The organism is Yersinia rochesterensis (assembly GCF_003600645.1).
GTDB lineage: Bacteria > Pseudomonadota > Gammaproteobacteria > Enterobacterales > Enterobacteriaceae > Yersinia > Yersinia rochesterensis.
Genome location: NZ_CP032482.1, coordinates 3,473,858 through 3,499,172, shown reverse-complemented (window position 1 = coordinate 3,499,172; position 25,315 = coordinate 3,473,858). Strand labels below are relative to the sequence as shown.

Sequence of the window (25,315 nt, the reverse complement as noted above, 5' to 3'; positions counted from 1 at the left end):
TGAGTCCTGAAACGAAAACTTTGACCAGTATACTAGATTAGCCTTTTTGCTGCTGGCAAGCCTGTTGTACATAAGGGTTATGATTCCCTTGTGCTTTTGCCACCCGCTCGTCACGCAGACATTCCCAGTTTGTCACCGGATATTGGCGATTCCACACCTCGAACAGCTTGCTTTGCTGACTGGAAAGCCGCAGTTGATAGTGGTCGCGCATATAAAAGTAAGTCCGCGCAATGGCACCGCGCGCGCGTACAGGGGGTTCAGCCTGCTTATTTTTGAAGTCGACTTTCATGTCACACTGGCCATATTGACCTTTGCCGCCATTCCATTGGGAATACATGAAGTTGTTGCGGTCGCCATTCACCTCGCCAATAGCGGGTTGCAGGTTATGCAAATCAGTTTCTATCTGGCGATAGACTGGATCTTTAGCGCAATTTTTGCGCCCGCCTTGCTGCCAGCACTGGCGTTGGTGGCCAAATTGCCAAGCTGGGACGACATGCTCCCATTCAATCCGTGCTGCGCGCTGGGCATTTTTCCGCGGTTGATAGCCGCAACTCTTCAGGTCTGGAACCCCTTTTTTGCCTTGCCAGTCAATTTTGCAGCCACAATAAAAACTGCCGGGCGCATCCTGGTTAATTTTTGCCGCAACCGCTTTGGCCTGAGAAAAGTTATTGATACTTTGGCTGTAGCCGGGGAGCGCAAGCAGTGGGGAGGATAAAACCAACAGGAATAGAAGTTTGCGAAACATATCTCAAAACAGCCTAATGATAAAAACAGGCAGATTATAGAGAATAGCTATATATGGCAAGTTAACTTGCTGTTTTATAACAATTAACGTTAATTGCTAACAGCTTTTTTCGCAATAAATTGCAGTTTTTCACCACACTCTCGGCAGCGGTATTCGCTCTCACCGCGCTGTACTTTATTGTGGCGGCGAATGGTTAAAGCATGTCGTTGGCATTTGCACTGATAATTAAAAGTCTGACTGCGCACCGAGGTCACTTCAAACTGATGAGTGCGGCTAGCCGGGACTTGCAACACATGCTCCATCATCCAGCGCCATTCTTTACCATGGGGAGCCACCCGACCAAATTGGCGATAAACCAGTAAATGCGCCAGTTCGTGAGGTACCACTTCATCAATAAAAACCTGTTGATTTTCCAACAATAATACTGGATTTAAACGGATTTCGAAGGATTGTAGATAGGCGCTGCCCGCGCTAGTACCGCGTTGATGATAATTGATTTTAGGCTCCGGATAGTCGGTGCCAAGATGCTGATTCGCCAGCTGTAATTTATGGCGCAAACAGCGCATAACCGCTTGCTGTAGCGCGATGGGGATTCTTAATGAACTCATATTACGGAAGAATAAAACGGCAGATAGTCAGATGCAAGCGGGTCAATAGGACTATTTTTAGTCGATCATTATGTAAAAACATATAATATAAAAATATATAATGATTCCAAAGTGCCAGAGATACATATGAATAACTATAAAACGATCAGTATGGATCTGATGAGGTACGCGGCAGGGCAAGCCTGTGACGTGCTGCGAATACTGGCGAATGAGGATCGGCTGCTATTGCTGTGCCAACTGAGTCAGGGGGAAAAGGCGGTCGGCGAACTGGAACAGGCCTTAGGTATTCACCAACCGACACTCTCACAACAGCTCGGTGTATTACGCAGTGATGGGTTGGTCAACACTCGCCGAGAGGGGAAGCGCATATTTTATTCAATCGCTGATAATAAGATATTGGCGCTGCTTGAGCTGCTGTATCAGCTTTATTGCCCACAAGATAAGGAGGGCGCATGACGATAGATTGGGCTAATTTCACCCCCTACAGCGCACTGGCGGGTGGGGCGCTATTAGGTATTGCCGTAATAATCCTATGGCTTTGCAATGGCCGCATTGCCGGTATTAGCGGCATTTTAGGCGGATTATTGCCGCCAAAAGCGGGGGATATTTCCTGGCGCGTTGCTTTCACCCTCGGCTTGATTGCTGCTCCGGTGATTTATTCTCTCTTTGCTGCTCTGCCGGTGATTCAGATTGATGCGGGCTTGCCGGTTCTGATCGTGGCCGGATTATTGGTCGGGATTGGCACTCGCTATGGTGCAGGTTGCACCAGCGGGCATGGTGTCTGCGGATTAGCGCGTTTTTCACCGCGTTCATTGCTGGCGACACTGAGTTTCATGTTTGCGGGTTTTGTCACTGTATGGCTTGTTCGCCATCTATTCGCTTAGTCGATAGGAAGGGAATATGAATTTACTTTTCTCATTGCTTGCCGGGGTGGTTTTTGGCCTGGGGCTGATAGTTGCAGGTATGGCGAATCCAGCTAAGGTGCTGGGTTTTCTGGACATTGCTGGCTCATGGGATCCTTCGCTAGCACTGGTGATGGCCGCCGCAGTCGCTATCGCGACATTAGGTTTTGGTTGGGCTAAAAAACGTAAAACTAGTTTGCTGGGACAACCTTTCCAATTGCCAACATCTACGCGAATTGATCGCCGTTTAATCGGCGGTAGTGTGTTATTTGGTATTGGCTGGGGGCTGGCGGGGATATGCCCTGGGCCAGCTTTAGTTTTATTGGGGGCGGGCATATACAAAGGTGTTATTTTTGCCGCCGCGATGGTGGCAGGAATGGCGATATTTAGCTTGATTGAGCGTTACCGACAATCATAAAAATAAAGTATAAAAAAACCCCGCCAGTGCGCTGGTGAATCCCCAGAAAAAAGGACAGGCATAGAGAAAATATGATCTACTGATTGTGCAACCAATTCAGCGAGATCAACTCTATGCCTGCCCGTAAAGTATGCCAGAACTTTTTCCGGGGCGCTTTAGCCCCGTTTCATCAATATCGTCAAAATGCCCTGATTGATGCAACCGTTGCATTGACGCGTGGCGCTTCTCTGACCCTGACCAGTATCGGACGCCATCTGCCGGGAACCGCTCAGGTAAAACACAAGATAAAACGGGTTGACCGGCTGTTAGGTAATACGGCTCTTCACCATGACATCCCTCTGATATTTCGTAATATTACTTCGTTACTTACGCGCCGACTTCCCTGGTGTGTTATTGCTGTTGACTGGAGTGGTTATCCCTCACAGGCATTCCACGTCTTACGCGCCAGCCTGATTTGTGATGGTCGTTCCATCCCGTTAATGAGCCAAATTGTTCCCTCGCATAACCAACAGAATGCATTGATACAAAAAGAGTTCCTGAATTCTATCGCCACCGCTATTGCGCCTGATAAAAAGGTACTCATCGTCACTGACGCCGGTTTTCAAAATGCCTGGTTTCACCATATTAAATCATTGGGTTGGGATTTTATCGGGCGAGTCAGAGGCAATATCCAGCTCCGGCTGGATAAAAAAGGTGAGCACTGGTTCAGGCGGCAGGAATTATCGGCCAGTGGCCAACCTGAATATCTGGGGCCGGGGACACTCGCACGTGCAGAATATGCCCGCTGTGATGGTCACTTTTACCTGCATAAAAAGGAACCCAAAGGGCGGCAGAATAAACGTGCCCGTTGCCGGATATCTCGCTATTCGCAGGAGCGGGACGGACGCGCCGCAGCAAAAGAACCGTGGCTTATTTTTAGCAGTACAGAGGAGTTTAAACCACGTGAAGTCATGAAGTTATACAGTCGCAGGATGCAGATAGAGCAGAATTTTCGCGATGAGAAAAGTGAACGTTTTGGCTTTGGGCTTCGCGCCAGTCACAGCCGCACAGCGGGGCGTATACTGGTGTTAAGTCTTCTGGCAACGTTAAGCACGGCAGTATTATGGTTACGTGGCTATCATGCTGAAAATAAAGGGTTACATCTGAGGTATCAGGCTAACAGCCTTAAGTCACGACGGGTTATATCTTATCTGACATTAGCGGAGAATATCTTGCGACACTCTCCGCTAATTTTAACGCGAACAGCACTGGATGCAGTTCTTAATCACCTCGCCAAAACCTACCGAAGTATGGTGTTGGTTTATTAGCGCTGAATTAGTGGGGATCCCTCAGCGCTTCGGCGGGGTTTTTGCGATTGAGAACTGATCGGCCTAAACTTATTTCAGGCCAGCAGCATCACGCAACAACGCGGCTTTGTCAGTTTTTTCCCAAGGGAATTCTTCACGGCCAAAGTGACCATAAGCGGCAGTTTTGCGATAGATCGGGTGCAGTAGATCCAGCATTTGGATCAGGCCATAAGGGCGCAGTTCAAAGAACTCACGTACCAAAGTGACCAATTTATCTTCAGAGATCTTCCCGGTACCAAATGTTTCCACCATGATGGAAGTCGGCTCTGCCACACCGATAGCGTAAGAAACCTGAATCTCGCAACGGTCAGCCAAGCCAGCCGCGACGATATTTTTTGCCACATAACGAGCAGCATAAGCGGCAGAACGGTCAACTTTGGATGGGTCTTTACCCGAAAATGCACCGCCACCATGACGTGCCATACCGCCGTAGGTATCAACGATAATTTTACGGCCAGTCAGACCACAGTCACCCATTGGGCCACCGATAACAAAACGGCCTGTTGGGTTAATATGATATTTAGTGGCAGCATTGAGCCACTCGGCCGGCAGAATCGGCTTGATGATTTCTTCCATCACCGCTTCTTGTAAATCCGTCAGGCTAATATCTTCTGAATGCTGAGTTGACAGAACAACCGCATCAATACCGATAATTTTTCCATCGTCATATTGGAAGGTAATCTGGCTTTTCGCATCCGGGCGCAACCATGGCAAAGTACCATCTTTACGCACTGCAGCCTGGCGCTCGACCAAACGGTGAGCATAAGTAATGGGTGCTGGCATCAAGACGCTGGTTTCGTTGGTGGCGTAGCCAAACATCAAACCTTGGTCACCCGCACCTTGCTCCAGTGGATCAGCACGGTCAACTCCCTGATTAATATCAGGAGATTGTTTACCGATTGCACTCAAGACAGCACAAGAATTAGCATCAAAACCCATCTCAGAATTGACATAACCGATTTCGCGCACAGTACGGCGGGTAATTTCTTCGATATCTACCCACGCGTTAGTGGTCACTTCCCCGCCAACTAATACCATACCCGTTTTGACATAGGTCTCGCAGGCAACACGTGCTTTTGGGTCTTGCTCCAGAATTGCGTCAAGTACAGCGTCTGAAATCTGGTCGGCAACTTTGTCAGGATGTCCTTCGGAAACTGATTCCGACGTAAATAGGTGTTTAGCCATTGTTTTTCTTTACCTTGAATACAAGTGAAATGTCACTGCATAGCATTGAAGTCAAGCAACTAGAGCCGCGGTTTGTATGGGCTTTTCGCTGTATTGCACTTTACAACGCCTCTTTAGGCAAAGCCTTTAGCAGTCTATCCCTTTAGAAGTCCGTCATAATTATAATGACACAGACATTCTAGCAATTAAAATGGATGGATGTATTAACATCTGGACGTCTATTTTAGGTCAGCTTTTGCTATTAACGCCAGCCCTTTTTGCATCAAGATATTTCTCACTTTGGTTGTTACTTGATTTATTTACCGCTTGATACAATTATGCCCGTCATACTTCAAGCTGCATGTGCGTTGGCTACACTCAATAACCCGAATCACTTACTACAGTAAGCTCGTCGGGATTATCTCGCTTGCCGCCTTCCTGCAACTCGAATTATTTAGGGCATGCAAGCCATTTTCATTTTGCATTTTTCTTCCGTTATAGGTATAAACTGCGCGCGCAGCTTATTCGATACGCAATGATGAAGATGGCAGAAGATGACATTAGCTCATTGTTAGATTCTTAGTGTTTCGCACTTAGTGAGAGGCGCTCAATCTTATGAGCGCATCATCGTGATGAGCACTAAAATGGCAGCGTCATTTTACTGTTACTTAATTTGTTTATTAATAAAGTCTTGTCCGTTCATTATGAGCGGCATGCGTGGAGGTGGTTGGATTAATGATCCATTGTCTACTGGTTGCTGCACATCAACAGCTGCGTCGTTCTGACGTTCAATCCCCCCTTGCAACCTCCCTTTCTTGTACACCATCAACCCGATGTTATACCCACATGGGTGCAACTCAGGATTCGCGGGCGGGTTAATTACCCCCTGAAGCACTGAATCCGGCTAGCTTGGCGACTTTGCGGCTAATCCGATTCACAAAATCTCAATACGTTATTTACAGTCAAACGTATTTTACATTTAAACGTGATTTACCCTGTTTGGGGTAATGAATAGCCGAGATAAACTGCTAGTGGATTGCGCTTTATAGCGCAATATTCTGCCAATTTGGCATTCACGCGGGTTGTCCTTGCTGGTTGTAGCTGCGATAGTAGCTGACTTTATCGTCAGTATCGCAATAGAGGCGAATTATGTCTGATGATAACTTGATTGGCCGTCCGTCAGCAGCGGGCGCACATGTTTCTTTACGCTCCATGCAGGAGGTTGCCATGAATGATCGTAATGCTAGCAAGATGCTGAGCACGTATAACGTCGCCTACTGGGGTGGCAACTATTTTGACGTCAATGAACTAGGCCATATCAGTGTTTGCCCTGATCCGGATGTTCGCGAGGCGCGTGTCGATTTGGCGGAATTGGTCAAAAAAATGCAGCTTGAGCAAGGGCAACGCCTGCCTGCGTTATTCTGTTTCCCCCAGATTTTACAGCATCGCCTGCGCTCAATTAATAGTGCGTTTAAACGCGCGCGTGAGTCGTTTGGCTATGAAGGCGATTACTTCCTGGTTTATCCGATTAAAGTTAACCAGCATCGTCGGGTCATTGAATCACTGGTTAATTCCGGTGAGCCGTTAGGGCTGGAAGCGGGTTCTAAAGCTGAAATGATGGCGGTTTTGGCGCATGCGGGTATGACTCGCTCGGTCATCGTTTGTAATGGCTATAAAGACCGTGAATATATCCGTCTGGCATTGATTGGCGAAAAACTGGGCCATAAAGTGTATCTGGTCATCGAAAAGATGTCAGAAATCAAAATGGTACTGGAAGAAGCCGAGCGTCTGAATGTCGTCCCGCGCTTAGGTGTCCGCGCGCGTTTGGCATCACAAGGCTCTGGCAAATGGCAGGCTAGTGGTGGCGAGAAATCCAAATTTGGCTTGTCTGCGACTCAGGTATTGCAGTTGGTTGATATGCTGCGTGAAGCCAATAGCTTGGAAAGCCTGCAATTATTGCATTTCCATTTAGGTTCTCAGTTATCCAACATCCGTGATATCGCCACCGGTGTACGTGAATCTGCCCGCTTCTATGTGGAGCTACACAAACTGGGTGTCAATATCCAGTGTTTCGATGTGGGCGGTGGTCTGGGTGTGGATTACGAAGGGACGCGCTCCCAATCTGATTGCTCAGTAAACTATGGCCTGAATGAATATGCCAACAACGTTATCTGGGGTATCGGTGATGCTTGTAATGAGCACGGCTTGCCGCACCCCACGGTGATTACGGAATCGGGCCGCGCAGTTACCGCGCACCATACCGTGCTGGTTTCCAATGTTATCGGCGTGGAACGTAATGAGTTCAATGAGCCACAACCACCGGAAGAAGATGCACCTCGTGCGCTGATCAGCCTGTGGGATACTTGGTTGGAAATGCAAGAGCCAGAAAACCGCCGTTCCCTGCGCGAATGGCTGCATGATAGCCAGATGGACTTGCACGATGTCCATTCCCAGTATGCCCATGGGATATTGGATCTGACCCAACGTGCATGGGCTGAAGAACTGTATTTGAGCATTTGTAATGAGATCCAAAAGCAGTTGGATCCGAGCAACCGTGCGCATCGGCCAATCATTGATGAGCTGCAAGAGCGTATGGCCGACAAGCTGTATGTGAATTTCTCGCTGTTCCAGTCAATGCCGGATGCATGGGGTATTGATCAGCTCTTCCCTGTTTTGCCATTGGAAGGGTTAGATAAGCCACCAGAGCGCCGTGCGGTGTTGCTGGATATCACTTGTGATTCTGATGGCACCATCGACCACTATATTGATGGCGACGGAGTGGCAGCCACCATGCCAATGCCGCCTTATGATGTTGATAATCCGCCGTTGCTGGGCTTCTTTATGGTCGGTGCCTATCAGGAAATTCTGGGCAATATGCACAATCTGTTCGGCGATACCGCCGCCGTAGATGTGTTTGTCTTCCCTGATGGTACGGTTGAGTTTGAACAGACCGATGAAGGCGATACTGTCGCGGATATGCTGGAATATGTTCAATTGAACCCAGAAAAATTGCTAAAACAGTTCTCTGATCAAGTGAAAGAAACGGATCTGGATACCGAGCTACAAGCTCAGTTTATGGAAGAGTTTGAAGCTGGTCTGTACGGTTATACATATCTTGAAGATGAGTAATCATTAGTAACTGATTAATATCACTTAAGGGCAAACTCAGGTTTGCCCTTTTTGTTTGCGCGACGACTGGTGATTGTCTGATTATCAACCACACTAATATTGTGATTTCTGACGATAATCTGCGAGGTGCTTTCATGGGATGGGTCAGTGTTTGTAAGATAAACTACGTCAAACCGGACTTTCCTTTCTCAGCTCAGGTGAATGATAAAAGGATTGGCGTCTATGTCATTGATGGTGAGTATTTCGCAATGGAAGATGTTTGCCCTCACGCCAATGCATTGTTAAGCCAAGGTTTTATGGATGGCGAGACGGTCGAGTGCCCATTGCATGGCGCGCTGTTTGATATCCGAACCGGGCAATGCTTACGTGAACCAGGGGATCGGGATTTGAACACTTACCCGGTGCGGATCAATGGTGATCATCTTGAGGTTAATCTGGCGGTGGAATAAGTCATAACGCCCCTATTGTGGGGGGCGTTTGCATTGACAAGAGAGTGGCGGTAACTGTTATTTCTCGGCGGCGATGCGCTGGCGGATATGATCGGCGCGAGCCTGTGAGGACGGGTGATCATCAAACATGCTGCTACTGCGGCCGGCTTCCATGGTAGCCAGTTTTTCGAAGCTGGTGACCAAACCCTTGGGATCGATACCGCGCTTTTTCAGCAGGTCGAATGAGTAATCATCGGCCTCGCTTTCTTGTTTTTGTGAGAACTGGGCATTCACCAATTTCTGGCCAATATCGGCTAACTGAGACTGCGACAGTTGCCCGGCAATGCCACCGGCAGAGGCGGCGGCAGTGCGCAGGGCGGTGGTGCCATAGGCAACTTGCATCGCTTTACGCGTATGCCCCAACGCCACATGGCCCATCTCATGGCCGACGACCGCTTCCACTTCATTGTCGTTCATCATGTCCATCAAGCCGCTGTAAACACGAATACAGCCATTGGCCATCGCCCAAGCATTGACATCTTTTGTGACGTAAACCTTATAGTTAGCTGGTGTGCCATTGATATTATCACCCAATGCTGCTGAGATTTTTGCCAGGCGTTTGCCATAGGCGCTATCAGCAGAAGCTATCTGGGCTTTTTGATCCATTTCCACACAAGATTTTTCACTGAGGTTTTTGACATCAGCATCACTCAGGGTTGCAGCCTGGAAAGCCTGGGCACCGGATTGCATCAAACTATCGGTATTTATATTCTGGCAGCCGCTAAGTAATGCCGTCAGGCTCAGGGCAATCATTGAGGTACGCATTTTCATAACACTTTCTTCCTGTGGTTATGGGGCTTTTATTGTTACATTACATCAATTGCATTAATAGCTATTGTATCAGCGCAGCTTCTACTACTCTGGGCAGCACTGGTGAGATACCCAAGGTATGGCCTGATTGACAATGGATAGCGGAGATTAATGCGCTATTGGCGTCAGAGCTATAGCTTTATTCTGAAAATCAGCAGACTCAATTTGTCATTAGTATGGAAGTTATAGCCAATAGATTTCAAGATGCAGGAAGGCGGCAAACCAGAGACAAATTGGTTGTAAACCATTTTGAACAGCGCTTACGCTGGCCCGCAGGGTGAGCCTCTTGAGACTCATAATCCCGATGAGCTTACATAGGTAAGTGATTCGGGTGACCGAAAGCAGCCAACACATCTGCAACTTGAAAGATGAGGGTATTGCTCATTTGTTTTTAGTGATTGCCGTTTCAATGCTTAATCTGAGAAAATAGCAAACTTGAACGCTTTTTTTAATCCGACCTGGAGTAAAACATGTCCTCTCGTAAAGAGCTTGCCAACGCGATCCGCGCACTAAGCATGGACGCAGTGCAAAAAGCGAATTCCGGCCACCCCGGTGCCCCTATGGGTATGGCAGATATTGCCGAAGTTCTGTGGCGTGATTACCTGAACCATAATCCAACTAATCCACACTGGGCTGATCGCGACCGTTTCGTCTTGTCGAATGGTCACGGCTCCATGTTGATCTATAGCTTGTTGCACCTCACTGGCTATGATCTGCCGCTGGAAGAACTGAAAAACTTCCGCCAGTTGCACTCTAAAACGCCAGGTCACCCAGAATATGGCTACACCGCTGGCGTAGAAACTACTACTGGCCCATTGGGTCAGGGCATTGCCAACGCAGTTGGTTTTGCGATTGCAGAACGCACCCTGGGCGCGCAGTTTAACCGCCCGAACCATGAGATTGTTGATCACCACACCTACGCCTTTATGGGTGACGGTTGCATGATGGAAGGCATTTCTCACGAAGTTTGCTCTCTGGCGGGTACCATGAAGCTGGGCAAATTGACGGCTTTCTATGATGACAACGGCATCTCCATCGACGGTCATGTTGAAGGCTGGTTTACTGATGATACCGCCGCGCGTTTCGAAGCTTATGGTTGGCATGTCGTTCGTGGTGTTGATGGTCATAACGCTGATTCCATCAAAGCGGCCATCGAAGAAGCCCACAAAGTGACCGACAAACCATCATTGCTGATGTGCAAAACCATTATCGGTTTTGGTTCACCGAAGAAAGCCGGCACCCATGACTCACACGGCGCACCATTAGGTGTTGATGAAGTTGCCGCGACCCGTGAAGCATTGGGCTGGAAATACGCAGCATTCGAAATTCCACAGGATATCTATGCCGCGTGGGATGCTAAAAAAGCCGGTCAGGCCAAGGAAGCTGCTTGGAATGAGAAGTTTGCTGCATACGCTAAAGCGTATCCGGAACTGGCTGCTGAATTCAAACGCCGCATCAGTGGTGAGCTGCCAGCTAACTGGGCGACTGAATCCAAGAAATTCATCGAACAGCTGCAAGCTAACCCGGCAAATATTGCCAGCCGTAAAGCCTCACAAAACTCGCTGGAAGCTTTCGGTAAAGTGTTACCTGAATTCCTGGGCGGCTCTGCTGACCTGGCACCAAGTAACCTGACTATCTGGTCTGGCTCCAAATCTCTGAACGAAGATCTCGCGGGTAACTATATTCACTACGGTGTACGTGAGTTTGGTATGTCTGCCATCATGAACGGCATTGCTTTGCACGGCGGTTTCATCCCTTACGGCGCGACTTTCCTGATGTTTGTGGAATATGCCCGTAATGCAGTGCGCATGGCCGCGCTGATGAAAATTCGCAGCATCTTTGTTTACACCCATGACTCTATCGGCTTAGGTGAAGATGGCCCAACCCATCAGCCCGTTGAGCAGATGGCCAGCTTGCGTGTGACACCAAATATGAGCACTTGGCGCCCATGTGACCAGGTTGAATCTGCGGTGGCATGGCAGTATGCATTGGAACGTAAAGACGGCCCAAGCGCACTGATCTTCTCACGCCAAAACCTGGCACAACAGCCGCGTACTGCTGAGCAGTTAGCCAATATCTCTAAAGGCGCTTATGTGCTGAAAGATTGTGCTGGCTTTCCTGAACTGATCTTTATCGCGACCGGTTCTGAAGTTGAATTGGCGGTTGCTGCTGCTGATCAACTGACTGCCGCTGGCCGCAAAGTGCGTGTTGTGTCTATGCCATCGACTGATGCATTCGACAAACAAGATGCAGCTTACCGTGAATCTGTATTGCCATCTGCTGTTAGCGCGCGCGTTGCGGTTGAAGCCGGTATTGCTGATTACTGGTACAAATACGTCGGTCTGAATGGCGCAGTAGTGGGTATGCACACCTTTGGTGAGTCTGCTCCGGCTGAATTGCTGTTCAAAGAGTTCGGTTTCACCGTAGAAAACGTGGTGGCGAAAGCTCAGGCGTTGTTGAAGTAATTTTTTTTAAAACAGCATCACGTTATCAATGCTATAAATCACTGTAAAGGGTGATGAGAAGCTCGGTAATGCAGCTGTTAAAAGACCGCTTCGGCGGTCTTTTTTTTCGCCAATTGATGGATGAATTGTGCCCTTTATCAGGCAGATATTCCTTTTATGATTAGTTTGGTTTATTCTGGCTGAAGCGTTTCAGTCATAATTCACTTTCCATTTCAGCCAATTTCGCTGAGGAAAAAGCCGGAAGTATTCTGGCTGAATTGTGATAAGGCGATTAACATCTTAGGGTGCGCTGCAGTACGCTATGGGGTTGCATGATAATAACCAGAAACAGGGAGTAACATGACAATCCGTATAGCGATAAATGGCTTTGGCCGTATTGGCCGTAGCGTTTTACGCGCATTATATGAATCTGGTCGCCGGGCAGAGATTTCAGTCGTTGCAATTAATGAGCTGGCTAATGCAGAGGGGATGGCCCATCTGTTGAAGTATGACTCCAGCCATGGCCGGTTTGCCTGGGATGTTCGTCAGGAATGTGACAAATTATACGTCGGGGACGATACTATCCGGTTGATACATCAGCCAGAGATTGGGCAGTTACCCTGGGGTGAGTTAGGAATTGATGTAGTTCTGGATTGTAGCGGTGTTTATGGTAGCCGTGCAGATGGCGAGGCGCATTTAACCTCCGGTGCCAAAAAGGTGCTGTTTGCCCATCCCGGTGGACATGATTTGGATGCTACGGTGGTTTATGGTGTTAACCATCAAGATTTACGGGCAGATCACCGAATTGTTTCTAACGCGTCCTGTACCACGAACTGTATTATTCCTATTATTCAGTTGTTGGATATTGCTTATGGCATCGAATCCGGCACTGTCACCACCATTCATTCATCAATGAATGATCAGCCCGTTATTGATGCTTATCATCAAGATTTACGCCGTACCCGGGCAGCAAGTCAGTCAATTATCCCGGTAGATACCAAACTGGCAGCAGGGATTACCCGCATTTTTCCGAAGTTTTGTGACAGGTTTGAAGCTATCTCGGTGCGGGTGCCAACTATCAACGTAACGGCTATCGATTTAAGCGTCAGCGTAACAAGCCCGGTTGGTGTGACTGAGGTTAACCAGCTTTTGCAAAAGGCAGCAAGAGGCTCATTTCGTGGTATAGTTGACTATACGGAATTACCATTGGTGTCGACCGATTTTAACCATGATCCGCACAGTGCAATTGTCGATTGCACTCAAACGCGAGTCAGTGGGCAACACCTGATTAAGACGTTGGTATGGTGTGATAACGAATGGGGTTTCGCCAATAGAATGTTGGATACGACATTGGCGATGGCCAAAAGCGGTTTCTAGTATGGCATGTTAACGTGTTGTTTTTCCGTGATTTAATGCGGATATATCAACGGTAATGTGCAGCTTATGCAACTTTAAAGAGAATCAACAAGAGGATTCACCATGTCTGTAATTAAGATGACCGATCTGGATCTAGCTGGCAAACGCGTGCTGATCCGTGCGGACCTCAATGTTCCGGTAAAAGATGGCAAAGTGACTTCTGATGCGCGTATCCGTGCATCTCTGCCGACAATTGAAGCGGCACTGAAGCAAGGCGCTAAAGTAATGGTTACCTCTCACCTGGGTCGTCCGACCGAAGGCGAGTACAATGAAGAGTTCTCCTTGCTGCCAGTCGTTAACTACCTGAAAGACAAGTTGTCTGCTCCGGTACGTTTGGCGAAAGATTATCTGGACGGCGTTGAAATTGCAGCTGGCGAGTTGGTTGTTCTGGAAAACGTTCGCTTTAACAAAGGCGAGAAAAAAGACGACGAAACTCTGTCCAAAAAATATGCCGCACTGTGTGATGTGTATGTGATGGATGCTTTTGGTACCGCTCACCGTGCACAAGCTTCTACTCACGGTGTAGGTAAATTTGCACCTATCGCGTGTGCTGGCCCGCTGTTGTCAGCAGAGTTGGAAGCCTTGGGTAAAGCACTGGGTAACCCAGCGCGTCCAATGGTTGCTATCGTCGGCGGTTCAAAAGTTTCAACCAAACTGACCGTGCTGGGTGCGCTGTCTAAAATTGCCGACCAATTGATTGTTGGCGGCGGTATCGCGAATACCTTCGTGGCAGCTCAAGGTCACAATGTCGGTAAATCTCTGTACGAAGCAGATCTGATTCCAGAAGCTAAACGCCTGCTGGAAACCTGCGATATCCCAGTCCCTACTGATGTTCGTGTTGCCACTGAATTCTCTGAAACTGCGGCTGCAACACTGAAGCCAGCTGATCAGATCAAAGATGATGAGCAAATTCTGGATCTGGGCGACGTATCAGCAGAGCGTCTGGCGGAGATCTTGAAAAACGCCAAAACCATTCTGTGGAATGGCCCGGTTGGTGTGTTCGAATTCCCTAACTTCCGTAAAGGGACCGAAATCGTGGCTCGCGCCATCGCAGAGAGCGAAGCATTCTCAATCGCGGGCGGCGGTGACACTCTGGCAGCCATCGATCTGTTCGGTATTGCTGACCAAATCTCTTATATCTCCACTGGCGGCGGTGCTTTCCTTGAGTTCGTAGAAGGGAAAAAACTGCCAGCGGTTGTGATGTTGGAAGAGCGCGCTAAGCAGTAATTTAGATAACGGGGGGCGAGAGCCGCCCGTTTCGCTTTTAGCTAATGAAGCTTGCGGGCTTTGGGCTGGCGAAAACCGATTTACATTTAGGGCCTATCCTCCCGGATAGCTGCTATCTTCAGTCGACGAAACAGGACAACGTACATGTCTAAAATTTTTGATTTCGTAAAACCAGGTGTCATCACAGGTGATGACGTTCAGAAAGTGTTCGCAATAGCAAAAGAAAACAACTTTGCTCTGCCAGCAGTAAACTGTGTCGGCACCGACTCTATCAACGCAGTGCTGGAAACAGCAGCCAAAGTGCGTGCGCCGGTTATCGTTCAGTTCTCTAACGGTGGTGCAGCATTTATCGCAGGTAAAGGCGTGAAGACTGACGTGCCACAAGGTGCTGCAATCTTGGGCGCTATCTCTGGTGCGCACCATGTGCATCAGATGGCTGAACACTACGGTGTTCCGGTTATTCTGCATACCGACCATTGTGCTAAGAAGTTGTTGCCATGGTTAGACGGTTTGTTGGATGCAGGCGAGAAACACTTCGCGGCAACGGGCAAACCACTGTTCTCTTCTCACATGATTGACCTGTCTGAAGAGTCCCTGGAAGAAAACATCGAAATCTGTAGCAAGTACCTGACTCGTATGTCAAAACTGGGTATGACGCTGGAAATCGAACTGGGTTGCACCGGTGGTGAAGAAGATGGCGTGGACAACAGCCATATGGATGCATCTTCTCTGTACACTCAGCCAGAAGACGTTGATTACGCTTACGAAAAACTGAACGCAATCAGCCCACGTTTCACCATCGCAGCTTCTTTTGGTAACGTGCACGGTGTTTACAAACCAGGTAACGTGAAACTGACCCCAACTATTCTGCGTGATTCTCAGAATTATGTTTCTAAGAAACACAATCTGCCGCACAACAGCCTGGACTTCGTGTTCCACGGCGGTTCAGGTTCTACTGCAGCTGAAATTAAAGAAGCAGTAAGCTACGGCGTAGTGAAAATGAATATCGACACCGATACCCAATGGGCAACATGGGAAGGTATTCTGGATTACTACAAAAAGAATGAAGGCTATCTGCAAGGCCAACTGGGTAACCCAGAAGGTGCTGATAAACCTAACAAAAAATACTACGATCCGCGCGTATGGCTGCGCTCAGCGCAGGTTTCAATGATTGCCCGTCTGGAACTGGCATTCAAAGAACTGAACGCAATCGACGTATTATAATTCAGTCTCATTCTGACTGTTTTAAAAGGCCCTTAGGGCTGATACTGACCGTTTAAGGAGCGTTTGAACGATCCTCTGGCGGATATAAGAAGGACTCATAATTTTTTATGAGTCCTTTTTTACGGCACTTTCTCATGTAATTTAGAGCCAATGAATGTGCATTATCAAGATTTGGCGCGCATAAAGAACCAAGATATCAATTAAGACTCTTGGTTCTTTATATTAAATACAGATAATTAGTCGTTATTTATTGAGTTAGCAAACTTGCATAATCGCATTCTTATATAAAAAACAACCATTTTCGAGTATTTCATAATCATCATTACTATTTGTTAATGAATTAATGACTGAAGAATTATCCAACAATTGACCGGATACTCCCCCTTCGTAATTATTTGCAGCCATGCTGGTAGCAGAAGTAAACATTATTACACTGAATAAGAATAATTTTTTCATTATTTATACCTTGTTTTATTGTGTGCCATTTGGCGGTAAGTACATTATTATGAAATGAAAATTATTAAAATTTAAATAAATTTAACACATGCAATTAAATTGTTATTTAATGTTTATGCATTACTCTGTTAATATTATTTAGATTGTTCTTATAAAAATAGACTATGAAATACTGGTTTGAACTAGCCGCTTGAATGACGGAGTGTATAGCGAGTCATTGGACGAAATTGATAGATATTTTATTATTATTCCTTTTAGGAACTTTCAATTTCATCTCATAGCAGCCAATATCAATGTTATTTACTGATTCTAATATGAAGTTTGTCTTAACTGCTTCATCGTTGATGATTAGAGGAAGATGGGTATAATTTTTTATCTTTGGTTTTTCTTATCAATTCCTACTATTTCATTACCTAAATATTATATTTCATCTTTAAAAATGGCTTGATATTTATGAACATTTTTTTGAATGTACCAATCTCAGTTAAAGGGTGAGTTTTTTATTTTTAGAGTAAGAGGGTGGGCAAAATATCTGCCAATTCTAACTGTGTTTTTCCCTTGCGATTGTTTAATCAATATTTGTAATGGTCTCAATATAAATCTCGCCATTAAATTCGTACTATTATAAGTAAACAGTTATTTCTATTATTTTAAACCTAGCGATTAGGTACTCGCTCGCTGCTTTTCACTCCATTACTATCAAAATTGGCAACATTCTCCATTGTTGGTTACCCTAAACAAGCTGTCTGCTATGTCAGCTATCATTTTGAGGTGATTTTTTTGCGTAATCTCTCCCGCAGGGAGCTTTTTGTAGGATGGTTTAAATGGAAGAGTTAAACGTAGTTGATGGTATCAATGAAGCGAGCACTTGGTTGGTGAATAATCAGGAGCTACTGATTCAATACGCGGTCAATATTGTCGCGGCGTTACTGACCCTAATTATCGGTTCGATTATTGCCAAAGTGGTTTCCGGCATGCTCAGCCGGGTCATGAAGTTACGGGGTATTGATCTCACCGTAGCAGATTTTCTGGCGGCAATGGCGCGCTACAGTATTCTGGCTTTTACTATCGTCGCGGTGTTGGGCCGCCTTGGAGTACAAACAGCATCGGTGATTGCGGTTATTGGTGCTGCCGGTTTAGCGATCGGTTTGGCGCTGCAAGGCTCACTGTCCAACTTTGCCGCTGGCGTGTTACTGGTGGCCTTCCGACCATTTAAAGCGGGTGAATATGTCGATCTGGGTGGCATAGCCGGTACCGTGGTGCAGGTGCAGATTTTCTCAACCACATTGCGCACCGTCGACGACAAAATTATTGTTGTGCCAAATGGTAAAATTATCGCCAACAACATCATCAACACCAGCCGTGAACCCAATCGCCGTACTGATATGGTTATTGGCGTGGCCTATGATGCTGATATTGATGTGGTGAAGAAAGTGCTGGGTGACATCATTGCAGCCGACCCCCGCATTATGCATGACAAAGGGGTTACCGTGCGTTTGAATGAGATGGCGGCTTCGTCATTAAACTTTACCGTGCGCGTCTGGACCACCAACGGCGATGCCATGGAGGTTTATTGGGATCTGATGGAGAACTTCAAACGCGCGCTGGATGCCCACAAAATTGGCATTCCTTACCCGCAGATGGATGTGCATTTGCATCAGGTGGATAAAGCAGAATCTGCTCCAACAGCATAAAACCTGATAGCAATAAACTCAGTCAAAACGGGCTATTATTAGTCCGTTTTTCTTCCGTTTTTCTTCCGTTTTTCTTCCGTTTTTCTTCCGTTTTTCTTCCGTTTTTCTCACTCGCGAGTTTCTGTTTATACCCTAAATAATTCAAATTGCAGGAAAGCAGCTAACACACATGCAGCTTTAAGTATGACAGATATATTCATTATTAGTTTTACTTATAGTAGATAAGAAATATCAATTTCCTCTGATGATTCTCTCCCCGTAATATGCTGCTAATTCTTCAACAATTCTCTCAGTTTGTTTTGAGTATTATTTAAAGGTAACAGTATGTTAGCTGTCTATTTGCAAGGCTTTGCCCTGAGTGCGGCCATGATCCTTCCCCTTGGGCCACAAAATGCCTTTGTGATGAATCAGGGCATTAAGCGGCAGCACCATTTGATGAGTGCCGCGTTGTGCGCCCTCAGTGACATCATATTGATTTGTGCAGGTATTTTTGGTGGCAGTGCTCTGCTGAATAGTTCTCCATTGTTACTGGCTCTGGTGACTTGGGGTGGCGTGGCATTTCTGTTGTGGTATGGCTGGGGGGCATTAACGGCTGCATGGCGTGGCGATAGCTCGTCATCAACTGTTGCTGCAGGTGCGCAAGGGCGCTGGCGCATTCTGGTTACGCTATTGGCGGTAACCTGGCTTAACCCGCATGTTTATCTGGATACTTTTGTGGTGCTGGGAAGCTTAGGGGGCCAGTTATTACCGGATGTTCGGCCGTGGTTTGCTTTTGGTGCCGTAAGCGCCTCTGTAGCTTGGTTTTTTTCTCTGGCGTTGCTGGCTGCGTGGTTATCACCGTGGCTCAACCGTCCAACTTCACAGCGAGTCATCAATCTGCTGGTGGGGAGCGTGATGTGGTTTATTGCTTTTCAGTTAGCGCGGCAGGGATTAAGCCTGTGAATTTTTATCATTAATCCGAATCCCTAATTGAGTTAGATATGCTACGGTTGTCTTAGTTTTATTATGATTATCTTAGGAGGCTCCGTGAAGTTGAAGACATTGGCTTTGGCCGCAATGATGGGTTTAGGGACGTTACCTTTGGCGCTGCAAGTTCAGGCGGCCGAGCTACCAGAAGGGCCGCATGTTGTCACATCGGGCACCGCCAGTGTTGATGCGGCTCCGGATATTGCCACCATTACCATCGAAGTGAGTGTCTCTGCCAAAGATGCCGCCGATGCTAAGAAACAGGCAGATACCCGAGTCGCACAATATTTTGATTTCCTGCGTAAGAGTGGCATTGAGAAAAAAGATATCAATGCGGCTAATATCCGGACTCAAGCTGAATATGATTATCAGAAGACCGGTGAAGCGGTATTGAAAGGCTACCGTGCGGTACGCCAGGTTCAAGTGACACTGCGCCAGTTGGATAAGTTGAATGAGTTACTGGATGGCGCACTCAAGTCGGGTCTTAATGAAATTCACTCCGTCGAGCTGGGTGTTGCCAACCCGGACACTTATCGTGAACAGGTTCGTCAAAAAGCCATCGAGAATGCCATTAGTCAAGCTGGCGCTTTGGCTGACGGATTTAAGGTTAAATTAGGGCCGGTATACAGCATTCGTTACCGTGCTGCTAACTACCAGCCTATGCCGGTAGCGCGTATGTTCAAGAGTGCTGACGCCGCACCAGCCAATGGTGCAGCCCAAACTTATGAGCAACAAACCATCCATTTTGATGATCAAGTTGATGTCGTGTTTGAGCTGAAAACCAGCACCAACACGCCCGCAGCTGCCGCCAAATAAGCTAATCTTGCCGTAATACCTGATGCCCGTGAGATAACAGGGCATCAGTTACCTTTCTCATTGTCCGGCTTTCTGGTGCAAATCGATGCCAGTACAGCATCCGTCGTTGCAATAACCCCGGGGTTAGATCAATTAATTCACCGGATGCCAACTCTTTTTCGATTTGTAAATGCGGGATCATACAGCAGGTAGTACCTTGCCTTGCTAACTGTACAAAGGCTTCCGACGAGTTAACGATATGGCACGGCACACTGCCGGGTGACAAATCGAAATTCTGCTGTAAAAATGCCTGATGCATATCATCCAAATGGTCAAAGGCCACGGCGGGGGCTTTCAGCAATGCCGAGCGGGTCACGCCATTGGGAAAGTAGCGGTCGGCAAAGGGTTTTGACGCCACAAACAGATAATCCAGTGCGCCGAGCTGATCAACCAGACAGCTTGGCAGCGGTTGAGGCTGGATACTGACCGCGCCCACCACCTCGCCACGGCGTAACCGCTCTTGAGTGCGGGTTTCATCTTCGACTTGTAAATTCAGCCGGATAGGAGAGTCCGCCAACACCGGTTTTAGCGCCGGTAGCAGCCAGGTTGCCAGACTGTCGGCATTAACCGCCAATGACAGCAATAGCGGGGTATCGCCGCCGTTATCATTGCCGAGCCACTCTTCTTCCAGCAGTTCAACCTGATGCAGTAAGGCAAGCAATTTCTGCCCTTGTTCAGTTGGACGCGGGGGCACGGTGCGCACCAATAGCGGCTGACCGAACAGGTTTTCCAACTGCTTAATGCGTTGAGATACCGCCGATTGGGTGATGCAGAGTTTTTGTGCCGCGCGTTCAAAACCGCGTTCACGGATCACCGCGTCCAGCGCTTGTAGCGTACGGTAGTCTGGGCGTTTCATCGGAGTCATCTCTCCAAATATTTAAGTTAATACCGCACTATGCCACATTTTGTTCATTTTTCTATGTTGGAATACCGGATGGCTCGCCATAAATAAACCGACGTAACTGTGATCTAGCTAGAATTACCGCCTATATGAGCCGGCTTTATTGCGATGTTTTATCATATATATGCTCTATAATGACGTCAGGTTTTCTTTCACATCAAGGCGTGAACTTACCATGACTCAGGATGAACTTAAAAAAGCAGTGGGCTGGGCAGCATTAGATTATGTCAAACCCGGCACTATCGTTGGGGTCGGCACCGGCTCTACGGCGGCACATTTTATTGATGCCCTTGCCTCCATCAAAGGCCAGATTGAAGGAGCGGTTTCCAGCTCTGATGCCTCTACCGCCAAGCTGAAAAGCTATGGCATTCAGGTGTTTGATTGCAATGAAGTCGATGTGCTGGATATTTATGTTGATGGCGCTGATGAAATTAACAGCCAAATGCAGATGATTAAAGGCGGTGGCGCAGCACTGACCCGCGAGAAAATCATTGCGGCCATTTCCCGTAAATTCATCTGTATTGCAGATGCTTCCAAGCAGGTTGATGTTTTGGGTAAGTTTCCACTGCCGGTCGAAGTTATCCCGATGGCGCGTTCTTATGTCGCCCGCGAGCTGGTGAAATTGGGCGGGTTACCTGAATATCGCCAAAATGTTCTGACGGATAATGGCAATGTTATTTTGGATGTGCACAACCTGACTATATTGGATGCCATTGCGCTCGAAAATAAAATTAATGGCATTGCCGGTGTTGTCACCGTGGGGTTATTTGCCAACCGAGGTGCTGATGTGGCGCTGATTGGTACTGCCGATGGTGTTAAGACGGTCGTGCTCAAGTAGTTGAATGAATATTATTTAGGGTGAGGTTTTTGGCTTCACCCTGATAAATTGTGCCTTTAAATATCTTTTCTTAAAATCATTAAATTTGGTGATATATATCACATTTAATCATTTCATTTTCTTAACCTGCCATTAACTCACTCTCTGCCAGTTTTTTATTCCATAAATTAACATTTGCACTGCTTGTTATGCTGACGGGTGGGCAATCGTTTGTATTGCCGCCCGCGAAATATTTGTTATGTTGACGGGGTGCTGACCGGATTCATTCGATATCGTCAGCCACATCTGAAGTCTGAAAATAGGGTCGGGGACATGGCAAAAGTATCACTGGAGAAAGACAGAATTAAGTTTCTGTTAGTGGAAGGGGTGCACCAGAGCACGGTTGATAATCTGCGTGCAGCCGGTTATAGCAATATTGAATATCATAAAGGTGCCTTAGACACCGAATCACTGAAAGAATCTATTCGTGATGCTCACTTCGTTGGGATTCGATCGCGTACACATCTGTCCGAAGAAGTCTTTGCTGCAGCAGAAAAGTTGGTTGCAGTAGGTTGTTTCTGTATCGGTACTAATCAGGTTGATTTAAAAGCGGCGACTAAACGTGGTGTGCCGGTATTCAATGCGCCTTTCTCCAATACCCGTTCGGTCGCTGAAATGGTACTGGGCGAGTTACTGCTAATGTTCCGCGGTATTCCATCTGCTAACGCTAAAGCACACCGTGGCGAGTGGAATAAGCTGGCTGTCGGTTCCTATGAAGCCCGTGGCAAAAAACTGGGGATTATCGGCTATGGTCATATCGGGACTCAGCTCGGTATTCTGGCTGAAAGTGTCGGGATGAAAGTGTTCTTCTACGATATTGAAAATAAACTGTCGTTGGGAAATGCGCAGCAGGTTCGCCATCTGTCTGATTTGCTGAATATGAGTGATGTGATTAGTTTGCATGTGCCAGAAAATCACTCCACCAAAAATATGATTGGCCCTGAGCAGTTGGCTCTGATGAAACCGGGCGCGATGCTGATTAATGCTTCTCGTGGGACGGTAGTTGATATCCCGGCACTCTGTGATGCGCTGGCGAGCAATCATCTGGCAGGGGCGGCAATCGACGTTTTCCCTGAAGAGCCAGCAACCAATAAAGACCCGTTCAATTCACCATTGTGCGAGTTTGATAATGTGTTATTGACTCCGCATATTGGTGGTTCCACTCAGGAAGCACAGGAAAATATTGGTGATGAAGTGGCCGGTAAACTGGCGAAGTATTCCGATAACGGCTCAACGCTGTCTGCGGTTAACTTCCCAGAGGTTTCTCTGCCAGCCCATGGTGATAACACTCGCCGTCTGCTGCATATTCATGAGAACCGCCCTGGTATTCTGACCAGCATTAACAAAATTTTTGCTGAGCAGAATGTCAACATTGCGGCGCAGTATTTGCAAACCAGCGCTGATATCGGTTATGTCGTTATTGATGTTGAAACTGATGATGCAGAGAATGCAGAGAATGCATTGCAGGCTATGAAGGCGATTCCAGGGACTATCCGTTCGCGTTTGCTTTACTAGTCAATGTGGTACTGATATGACTAAACACCCGCTATGTATAATATCGGGTGTTTTTTTATGTTGAACGCCCTGGCTCACCAGCGCCATATTTTTGTCGGTGTCACAATCTCTGGCAACGGCACATCCCAATGTTCATTCGGCAAATGCTCGACTCGCTGGCAATCATGAGCCAGACCAATAGGATAGGGGCCACCCTGCTGCCAGTTTTGCAGTGTTCGGTCATAGAAGCCACCACCCATACCTAAACGCTGCCCGTGGCTATCAAATGCCACCAGCGGGGTTATCACCACGTCTAATTGGTTTAAGGGCAGCACATCGCGTACATCTAATTGGGGTTCCAAGATTTTCAAACGATTACGAATGAGCTGGCTATCAGGGTGATAGTGGAGAAACAGTAAATGACCGGGGCTGAAAGGATGAAGAACTGGGAGATAAACTTGTTTTTTCTGCTGCCACAATAGTTCGATAACTGGGGCGGTATCTAACTCGCCATCAAAAGACAGAAATAGGGCAATAGTATGGGCTTGTTGGATTTTGTCGTGGGAAGCGATTTGTTGAGCTGCGAGATTGGCGGATTGCTGCTGTTGTTCGGGAGTCAAAAGACGCCGACGTTCACGAATTTCACTGCGGATTTTTTTTCGCTCAATGGCATGCAGTTGATTTGAAAGCATATTATTGACTTAAAAAACATACGATTGAGGTAAATGAATAGAAAGTTGTCTGTATCAAAACGAGCGTGATAACCGAAATGCGTGTTACACGATAAGAAAGGGATCTCCGAGATGCCGCCGCAGGCTGTAACCCTTGAACCCATGGTTCAAGGTGAACGCAGCGTCGCAACCTTAAGGCTTCTCGGCGAACCGAGCATGCGCACCAGTTACGGAGTCGCTACATTCTGTTGGTATTAATTATCGGCTCAGGGGACGGGCCCGCTGGCAAACATCTCAGAGAAATTCTTTACTCACTGCTGAATCTATCATTCAACAGAGATTTATTCAAACTGTGCATCCTGACGTTCAGAGATGCGACCCTGTTCAAGCAATGCTTGTTCAATGGTCTGTTGTAACATCCGAATACGTTGCTCCATATTGGATGCATAGTCACGGGTTTTCAACCTTTCCTGAGCTAATTCGTGACATACGTTCAACGCCGCGATGAAAACTAACTGCTCAGTATTGGTGACTCTAGTGCGAACTTTCAGATCTTGCAACCGTTGGTTAAGATCTTCTGCTGCCATGTTCAACGCATCTTGTTGTTCTGGCGGGCAGTTCACTCTTAACGATCGACCAAAAATTTGAATATCTACCGGTTGTGCAGACATGCGACCTTCCTGACTAATTTCGCGCCAGCCCTGAAAACCAGAGGCAAAATGCTCGTAGCGGCAAAGCGGGCGTCACTATATATACCTCGATACCAAGATTCAACCCCTTTTGGGTGTTGCGTTTTCTGGTATAGCGACCTTTCTTGGTGGTAGCATAACACGAACTTATCCTGCCAACGATGACCAATACGCATGTCTATAGAGAATACATTACCGACTTACCAATCACTTGCCCTGGCATTGAACCAGCAAGCAGTGGCATTAACCCCTGCTGAAATGCATGGTCTGATCAGTGGCATGCTGTGCGGAGGCAGTAAAGACGATGGTTGGCGTGCACTGGTGCATGACTTGACCAACGAGGGCGTCGCCTTTTCGCAAGCCCTTGGTTTGCCGTTACAACAGTTACATCAAGCAACACAAGAAGCGCTGGAAAACGAAGGTTTTATGTTCCAGTTGTTGATTCCTGAAGGGGAAGAGATCACTGTTTTTGATCGTGCTGATGCATTATCCGGCTGGGTAAATCATTTTCTGCTAGGTCTTGGGATGCTGCAACCAAAGTTGGCGCAAGTGAAAGATGAAGTGGGTGAAGCCATTGATGATTTGCGTAATATTGCTCAGTTAGGATATGACGACGATGAAGATCAGGAAGAACTGGCCCAATCATTGGAAGAAGTCATCGAGTATGTCCGTGTCGCGGCTATCTTGTGTCATATTGAATTTACTCAAGAAAAACCGACGGCCCCGGAAGTACGCAAACCGACATTACACTAAGCTGGCCTGTGTCGTGTGTTGAATGATGGAAATCGGAT

Annotated in this window: 25 protein-coding genes and 1 other RNA gene; 17 read left to right on the top strand and 9 right to left on the bottom strand. The window is 47.2% G+C overall.

All coding sequences use genetic code 11. From position 1 onward, the window contains the following. Positions 1-37 precede the first annotated feature (37 nt). Entirely contained in the window at positions 38-745 is a 708-nt protein-coding gene (endA, locus tag DXZ79_RS16310; protein WP_038631010.1) for a deoxyribonuclease I, read from the bottom strand. 89 nt (positions 746-834) lie between these two features. Continuing rightward, positions 835-1,353: a SprT family zinc-dependent metalloprotease gene (locus DXZ79_RS16305; protein WP_038631012.1), complete on the bottom strand. Its 519-nt coding sequence runs from the start codon at positions 1,351-1,353 to the stop codon at positions 835-837. Between the two features lie 126 nt (positions 1,354-1,479). On the opposite strand from DXZ79_RS16305, the gene DXZ79_RS16300 reads away from it, so the two are divergent. The 4 genes from DXZ79_RS16300 (at position 1,480) to DXZ79_RS16285 (ending at position 3,980) form a co-directional block, all read left to right on the top strand. Then, positions 1,480-1,809, top strand: a complete 330-nt coding sequence (locus tag DXZ79_RS16300; RefSeq protein WP_162928753.1) for an ArsR/SmtB family transcription factor — start codon at positions 1,480-1,482, stop codon at positions 1,807-1,809. Beyond that, a complete protein-coding gene (locus DXZ79_RS16295) occupies positions 1,806-2,237 on the top strand; it encodes a YeeE/YedE family protein (RefSeq protein ID WP_038631016.1) in 432 nt (143 codons plus the stop codon). The genes DXZ79_RS16300 and DXZ79_RS16295 overlap by 4 nt, the downstream gene beginning before the upstream one ends. Positions 2,238-2,253: 16 nt before the next feature. Then, a complete protein-coding gene (locus DXZ79_RS16290) occupies positions 2,254-2,673 on the top strand; it encodes a DUF6691 family protein (RefSeq protein WP_038631018.1) in 420 nt (139 codons plus the stop codon). Between the two features lie 113 nt (positions 2,674-2,786). Next, on the top strand, positions 2,787-3,980 hold the full coding sequence (locus DXZ79_RS16285) for an IS4 family transposase (RefSeq protein ID WP_120011456.1): 1,194 nt from the start codon (positions 2,787-2,789) through the stop codon (positions 3,978-3,980). Positions 3,981-4,049: 69 nt separating this feature from the next. Here DXZ79_RS16285 and metK read toward each other — a convergent pair whose 3' ends face one another. Beyond that, positions 4,050-5,204, bottom strand: coding sequence for a methionine adenosyltransferase (gene metK / locus DXZ79_RS16280; protein WP_038631020.1), 1,155 nt, complete (start codon positions 5,202-5,204; stop codon positions 4,050-4,052). A gap of 714 nt (positions 5,205-5,918) precedes the next feature. Between metK and DXZ79_RS21345 the strand changes: the two genes are divergently transcribed. From DXZ79_RS21345 to DXZ79_RS16270, 3 genes are all read left to right on the top strand, one after another. Next, the gene (locus tag DXZ79_RS21345) at positions 5,919-6,062 is read left to right on the top strand and encodes a hypothetical protein (RefSeq protein ID WP_422645811.1); all 144 of its coding nucleotides are present in this window, start codon (positions 5,919-5,921) and stop codon (positions 6,060-6,062) included. 270 nt (positions 6,063-6,332) lie between these two features. Continuing rightward, the gene (gene speA, locus DXZ79_RS16275; RefSeq protein WP_038631021.1) at positions 6,333-8,312 is read left to right on the top strand and encodes a biosynthetic arginine decarboxylase; all 1,980 of its coding nucleotides are present in this window, start codon (positions 6,333-6,335) and stop codon (positions 8,310-8,312) included. A gap of 134 nt (positions 8,313-8,446) precedes the next feature. Continuing rightward, positions 8,447-8,761, top strand: coding sequence for a non-heme iron oxygenase ferredoxin subunit (locus tag DXZ79_RS16270; RefSeq protein WP_038631023.1), 315 nt, complete (start codon positions 8,447-8,449; stop codon positions 8,759-8,761). Between the two features lie 57 nt (positions 8,762-8,818). On the opposite strand, the gene loiP is transcribed toward DXZ79_RS16270, so the two are convergent. Beyond that, a complete protein-coding gene (gene loiP, locus DXZ79_RS16265) occupies positions 8,819-9,571 on the bottom strand; it encodes a metalloprotease LoiP (RefSeq protein WP_038631025.1) in 753 nt (250 codons plus the stop codon). A gap of 509 nt (positions 9,572-10,080) precedes the next feature. Here loiP and tkt point away from each other — a divergent pair. From tkt to fbaA, 4 genes are all read left to right on the top strand, one after another. Further along, positions 10,081-12,075, top strand: coding sequence for a transketolase (gene tkt, locus DXZ79_RS16260; protein ID WP_038631027.1), 1,995 nt, complete (start codon positions 10,081-10,083; stop codon positions 12,073-12,075). Between the two features lie 339 nt (positions 12,076-12,414). Continuing rightward, on the top strand, positions 12,415-13,431 hold the full coding sequence (gene epd / locus DXZ79_RS16255) for an erythrose-4-phosphate dehydrogenase (protein ID WP_038631029.1): 1,017 nt from the start codon (positions 12,415-12,417) through the stop codon (positions 13,429-13,431). A gap of 102 nt (positions 13,432-13,533) precedes the next feature. Then, positions 13,534-14,697 (top strand): phosphoglycerate kinase, encoded by a 1,164-nt coding sequence (gene pgk, locus DXZ79_RS16250; protein WP_032815224.1) that lies wholly within the window; start codon positions 13,534-13,536, stop codon positions 14,695-14,697. Between the two features lie 144 nt (positions 14,698-14,841). Next, positions 14,842-15,921, top strand: coding sequence for a class II fructose-bisphosphate aldolase (gene fbaA, locus DXZ79_RS16245; protein ID WP_038631031.1), 1,080 nt, complete (start codon positions 14,842-14,844; stop codon positions 15,919-15,921). A 255-nt stretch (positions 15,922-16,176) separates the two neighbouring features. Here fbaA and DXZ79_RS16240 read toward each other — a convergent pair whose 3' ends face one another. Next, entirely contained in the window at positions 16,177-16,377 is a 201-nt protein-coding gene (locus DXZ79_RS16240; RefSeq protein WP_038631033.1) for a hypothetical protein, read from the bottom strand. 824 nt (positions 16,378-17,201) lie between these two features. Here DXZ79_RS16240 and mscS point away from each other — a divergent pair. The 3 genes from mscS to DXZ79_RS16225 all read left to right on the top strand — a co-directional run bounded on the left by mscS (position 17,202) and on the right by DXZ79_RS16225 (position 19,853). Next, positions 17,202-18,071: a small-conductance mechanosensitive channel MscS gene (gene mscS, locus DXZ79_RS16235; protein WP_038631035.1), complete on the top strand. Its 870-nt coding sequence runs from the start codon at positions 17,202-17,204 to the stop codon at positions 18,069-18,071. A 324-nt stretch (positions 18,072-18,395) separates the two neighbouring features. After that, entirely contained in the window at positions 18,396-19,013 is a 618-nt protein-coding gene (gene argO, locus DXZ79_RS16230; protein WP_038631037.1) for an arginine exporter ArgO, read from the top strand. A gap of 84 nt (positions 19,014-19,097) precedes the next feature. Continuing rightward, the gene (locus DXZ79_RS16225; protein WP_038631039.1) at positions 19,098-19,853 is read left to right on the top strand and encodes an oxidative stress defense protein; all 756 of its coding nucleotides are present in this window, start codon (positions 19,098-19,100) and stop codon (positions 19,851-19,853) included. A 1-nt stretch (position 19,854) separates the two neighbouring features. Here DXZ79_RS16225 and DXZ79_RS16220 read toward each other — a convergent pair whose 3' ends face one another. Beyond that, a complete protein-coding gene (locus DXZ79_RS16220) occupies positions 19,855-20,748 on the bottom strand; it encodes a LysR family transcriptional regulator ArgP (protein WP_038631041.1) in 894 nt (297 codons plus the stop codon). A gap of 220 nt (positions 20,749-20,968) precedes the next feature. On the opposite strand from DXZ79_RS16220, the gene rpiA reads away from it, so the two are divergent. Then, the gene (rpiA, locus tag DXZ79_RS16215) at positions 20,969-21,631 is read left to right on the top strand and encodes a ribose-5-phosphate isomerase RpiA (RefSeq protein ID WP_038631043.1); all 663 of its coding nucleotides are present in this window, start codon (positions 20,969-20,971) and stop codon (positions 21,629-21,631) included. Positions 21,632-21,943: 312 nt separating this feature from the next. Then, a complete protein-coding gene (gene serA / locus DXZ79_RS16210; RefSeq protein ID WP_038631045.1) occupies positions 21,944-23,185 on the top strand; it encodes a phosphoglycerate dehydrogenase in 1,242 nt (413 codons plus the stop codon). Between the two features lie 74 nt (positions 23,186-23,259). Here serA and DXZ79_RS16205 read toward each other — a convergent pair whose 3' ends face one another. From DXZ79_RS16205 to zapA, 3 genes are all read right to left on the bottom strand, one after another. Then, positions 23,260-23,856 (bottom strand): 5-formyltetrahydrofolate cyclo-ligase, encoded by a 597-nt coding sequence (locus DXZ79_RS16205; RefSeq protein ID WP_120011455.1) that lies wholly within the window; start codon positions 23,854-23,856, stop codon positions 23,260-23,262. Positions 23,857-23,955: 99 nt separating this feature from the next. Beyond that, positions 23,956-24,139: non-coding RNA, 6S RNA (gene ssrS / locus DXZ79_RS16200), on the bottom strand. 37 nt (positions 24,140-24,176) lie between these two features. Beyond that, entirely contained in the window at positions 24,177-24,506 is a 330-nt protein-coding gene (gene zapA, locus DXZ79_RS16195; RefSeq protein WP_004706812.1) for a cell division protein ZapA, read from the bottom strand. A 192-nt stretch (positions 24,507-24,698) separates the two neighbouring features. On the opposite strand from zapA, the gene DXZ79_RS16190 reads away from it, so the two are divergent. Further along, positions 24,699-25,277: a YecA/YgfB family protein gene (locus DXZ79_RS16190; RefSeq protein WP_038631050.1), complete on the top strand. Its 579-nt coding sequence runs from the start codon at positions 24,699-24,701 to the stop codon at positions 25,275-25,277. Positions 25,278-25,315: the final 38 nt, after the last annotated feature.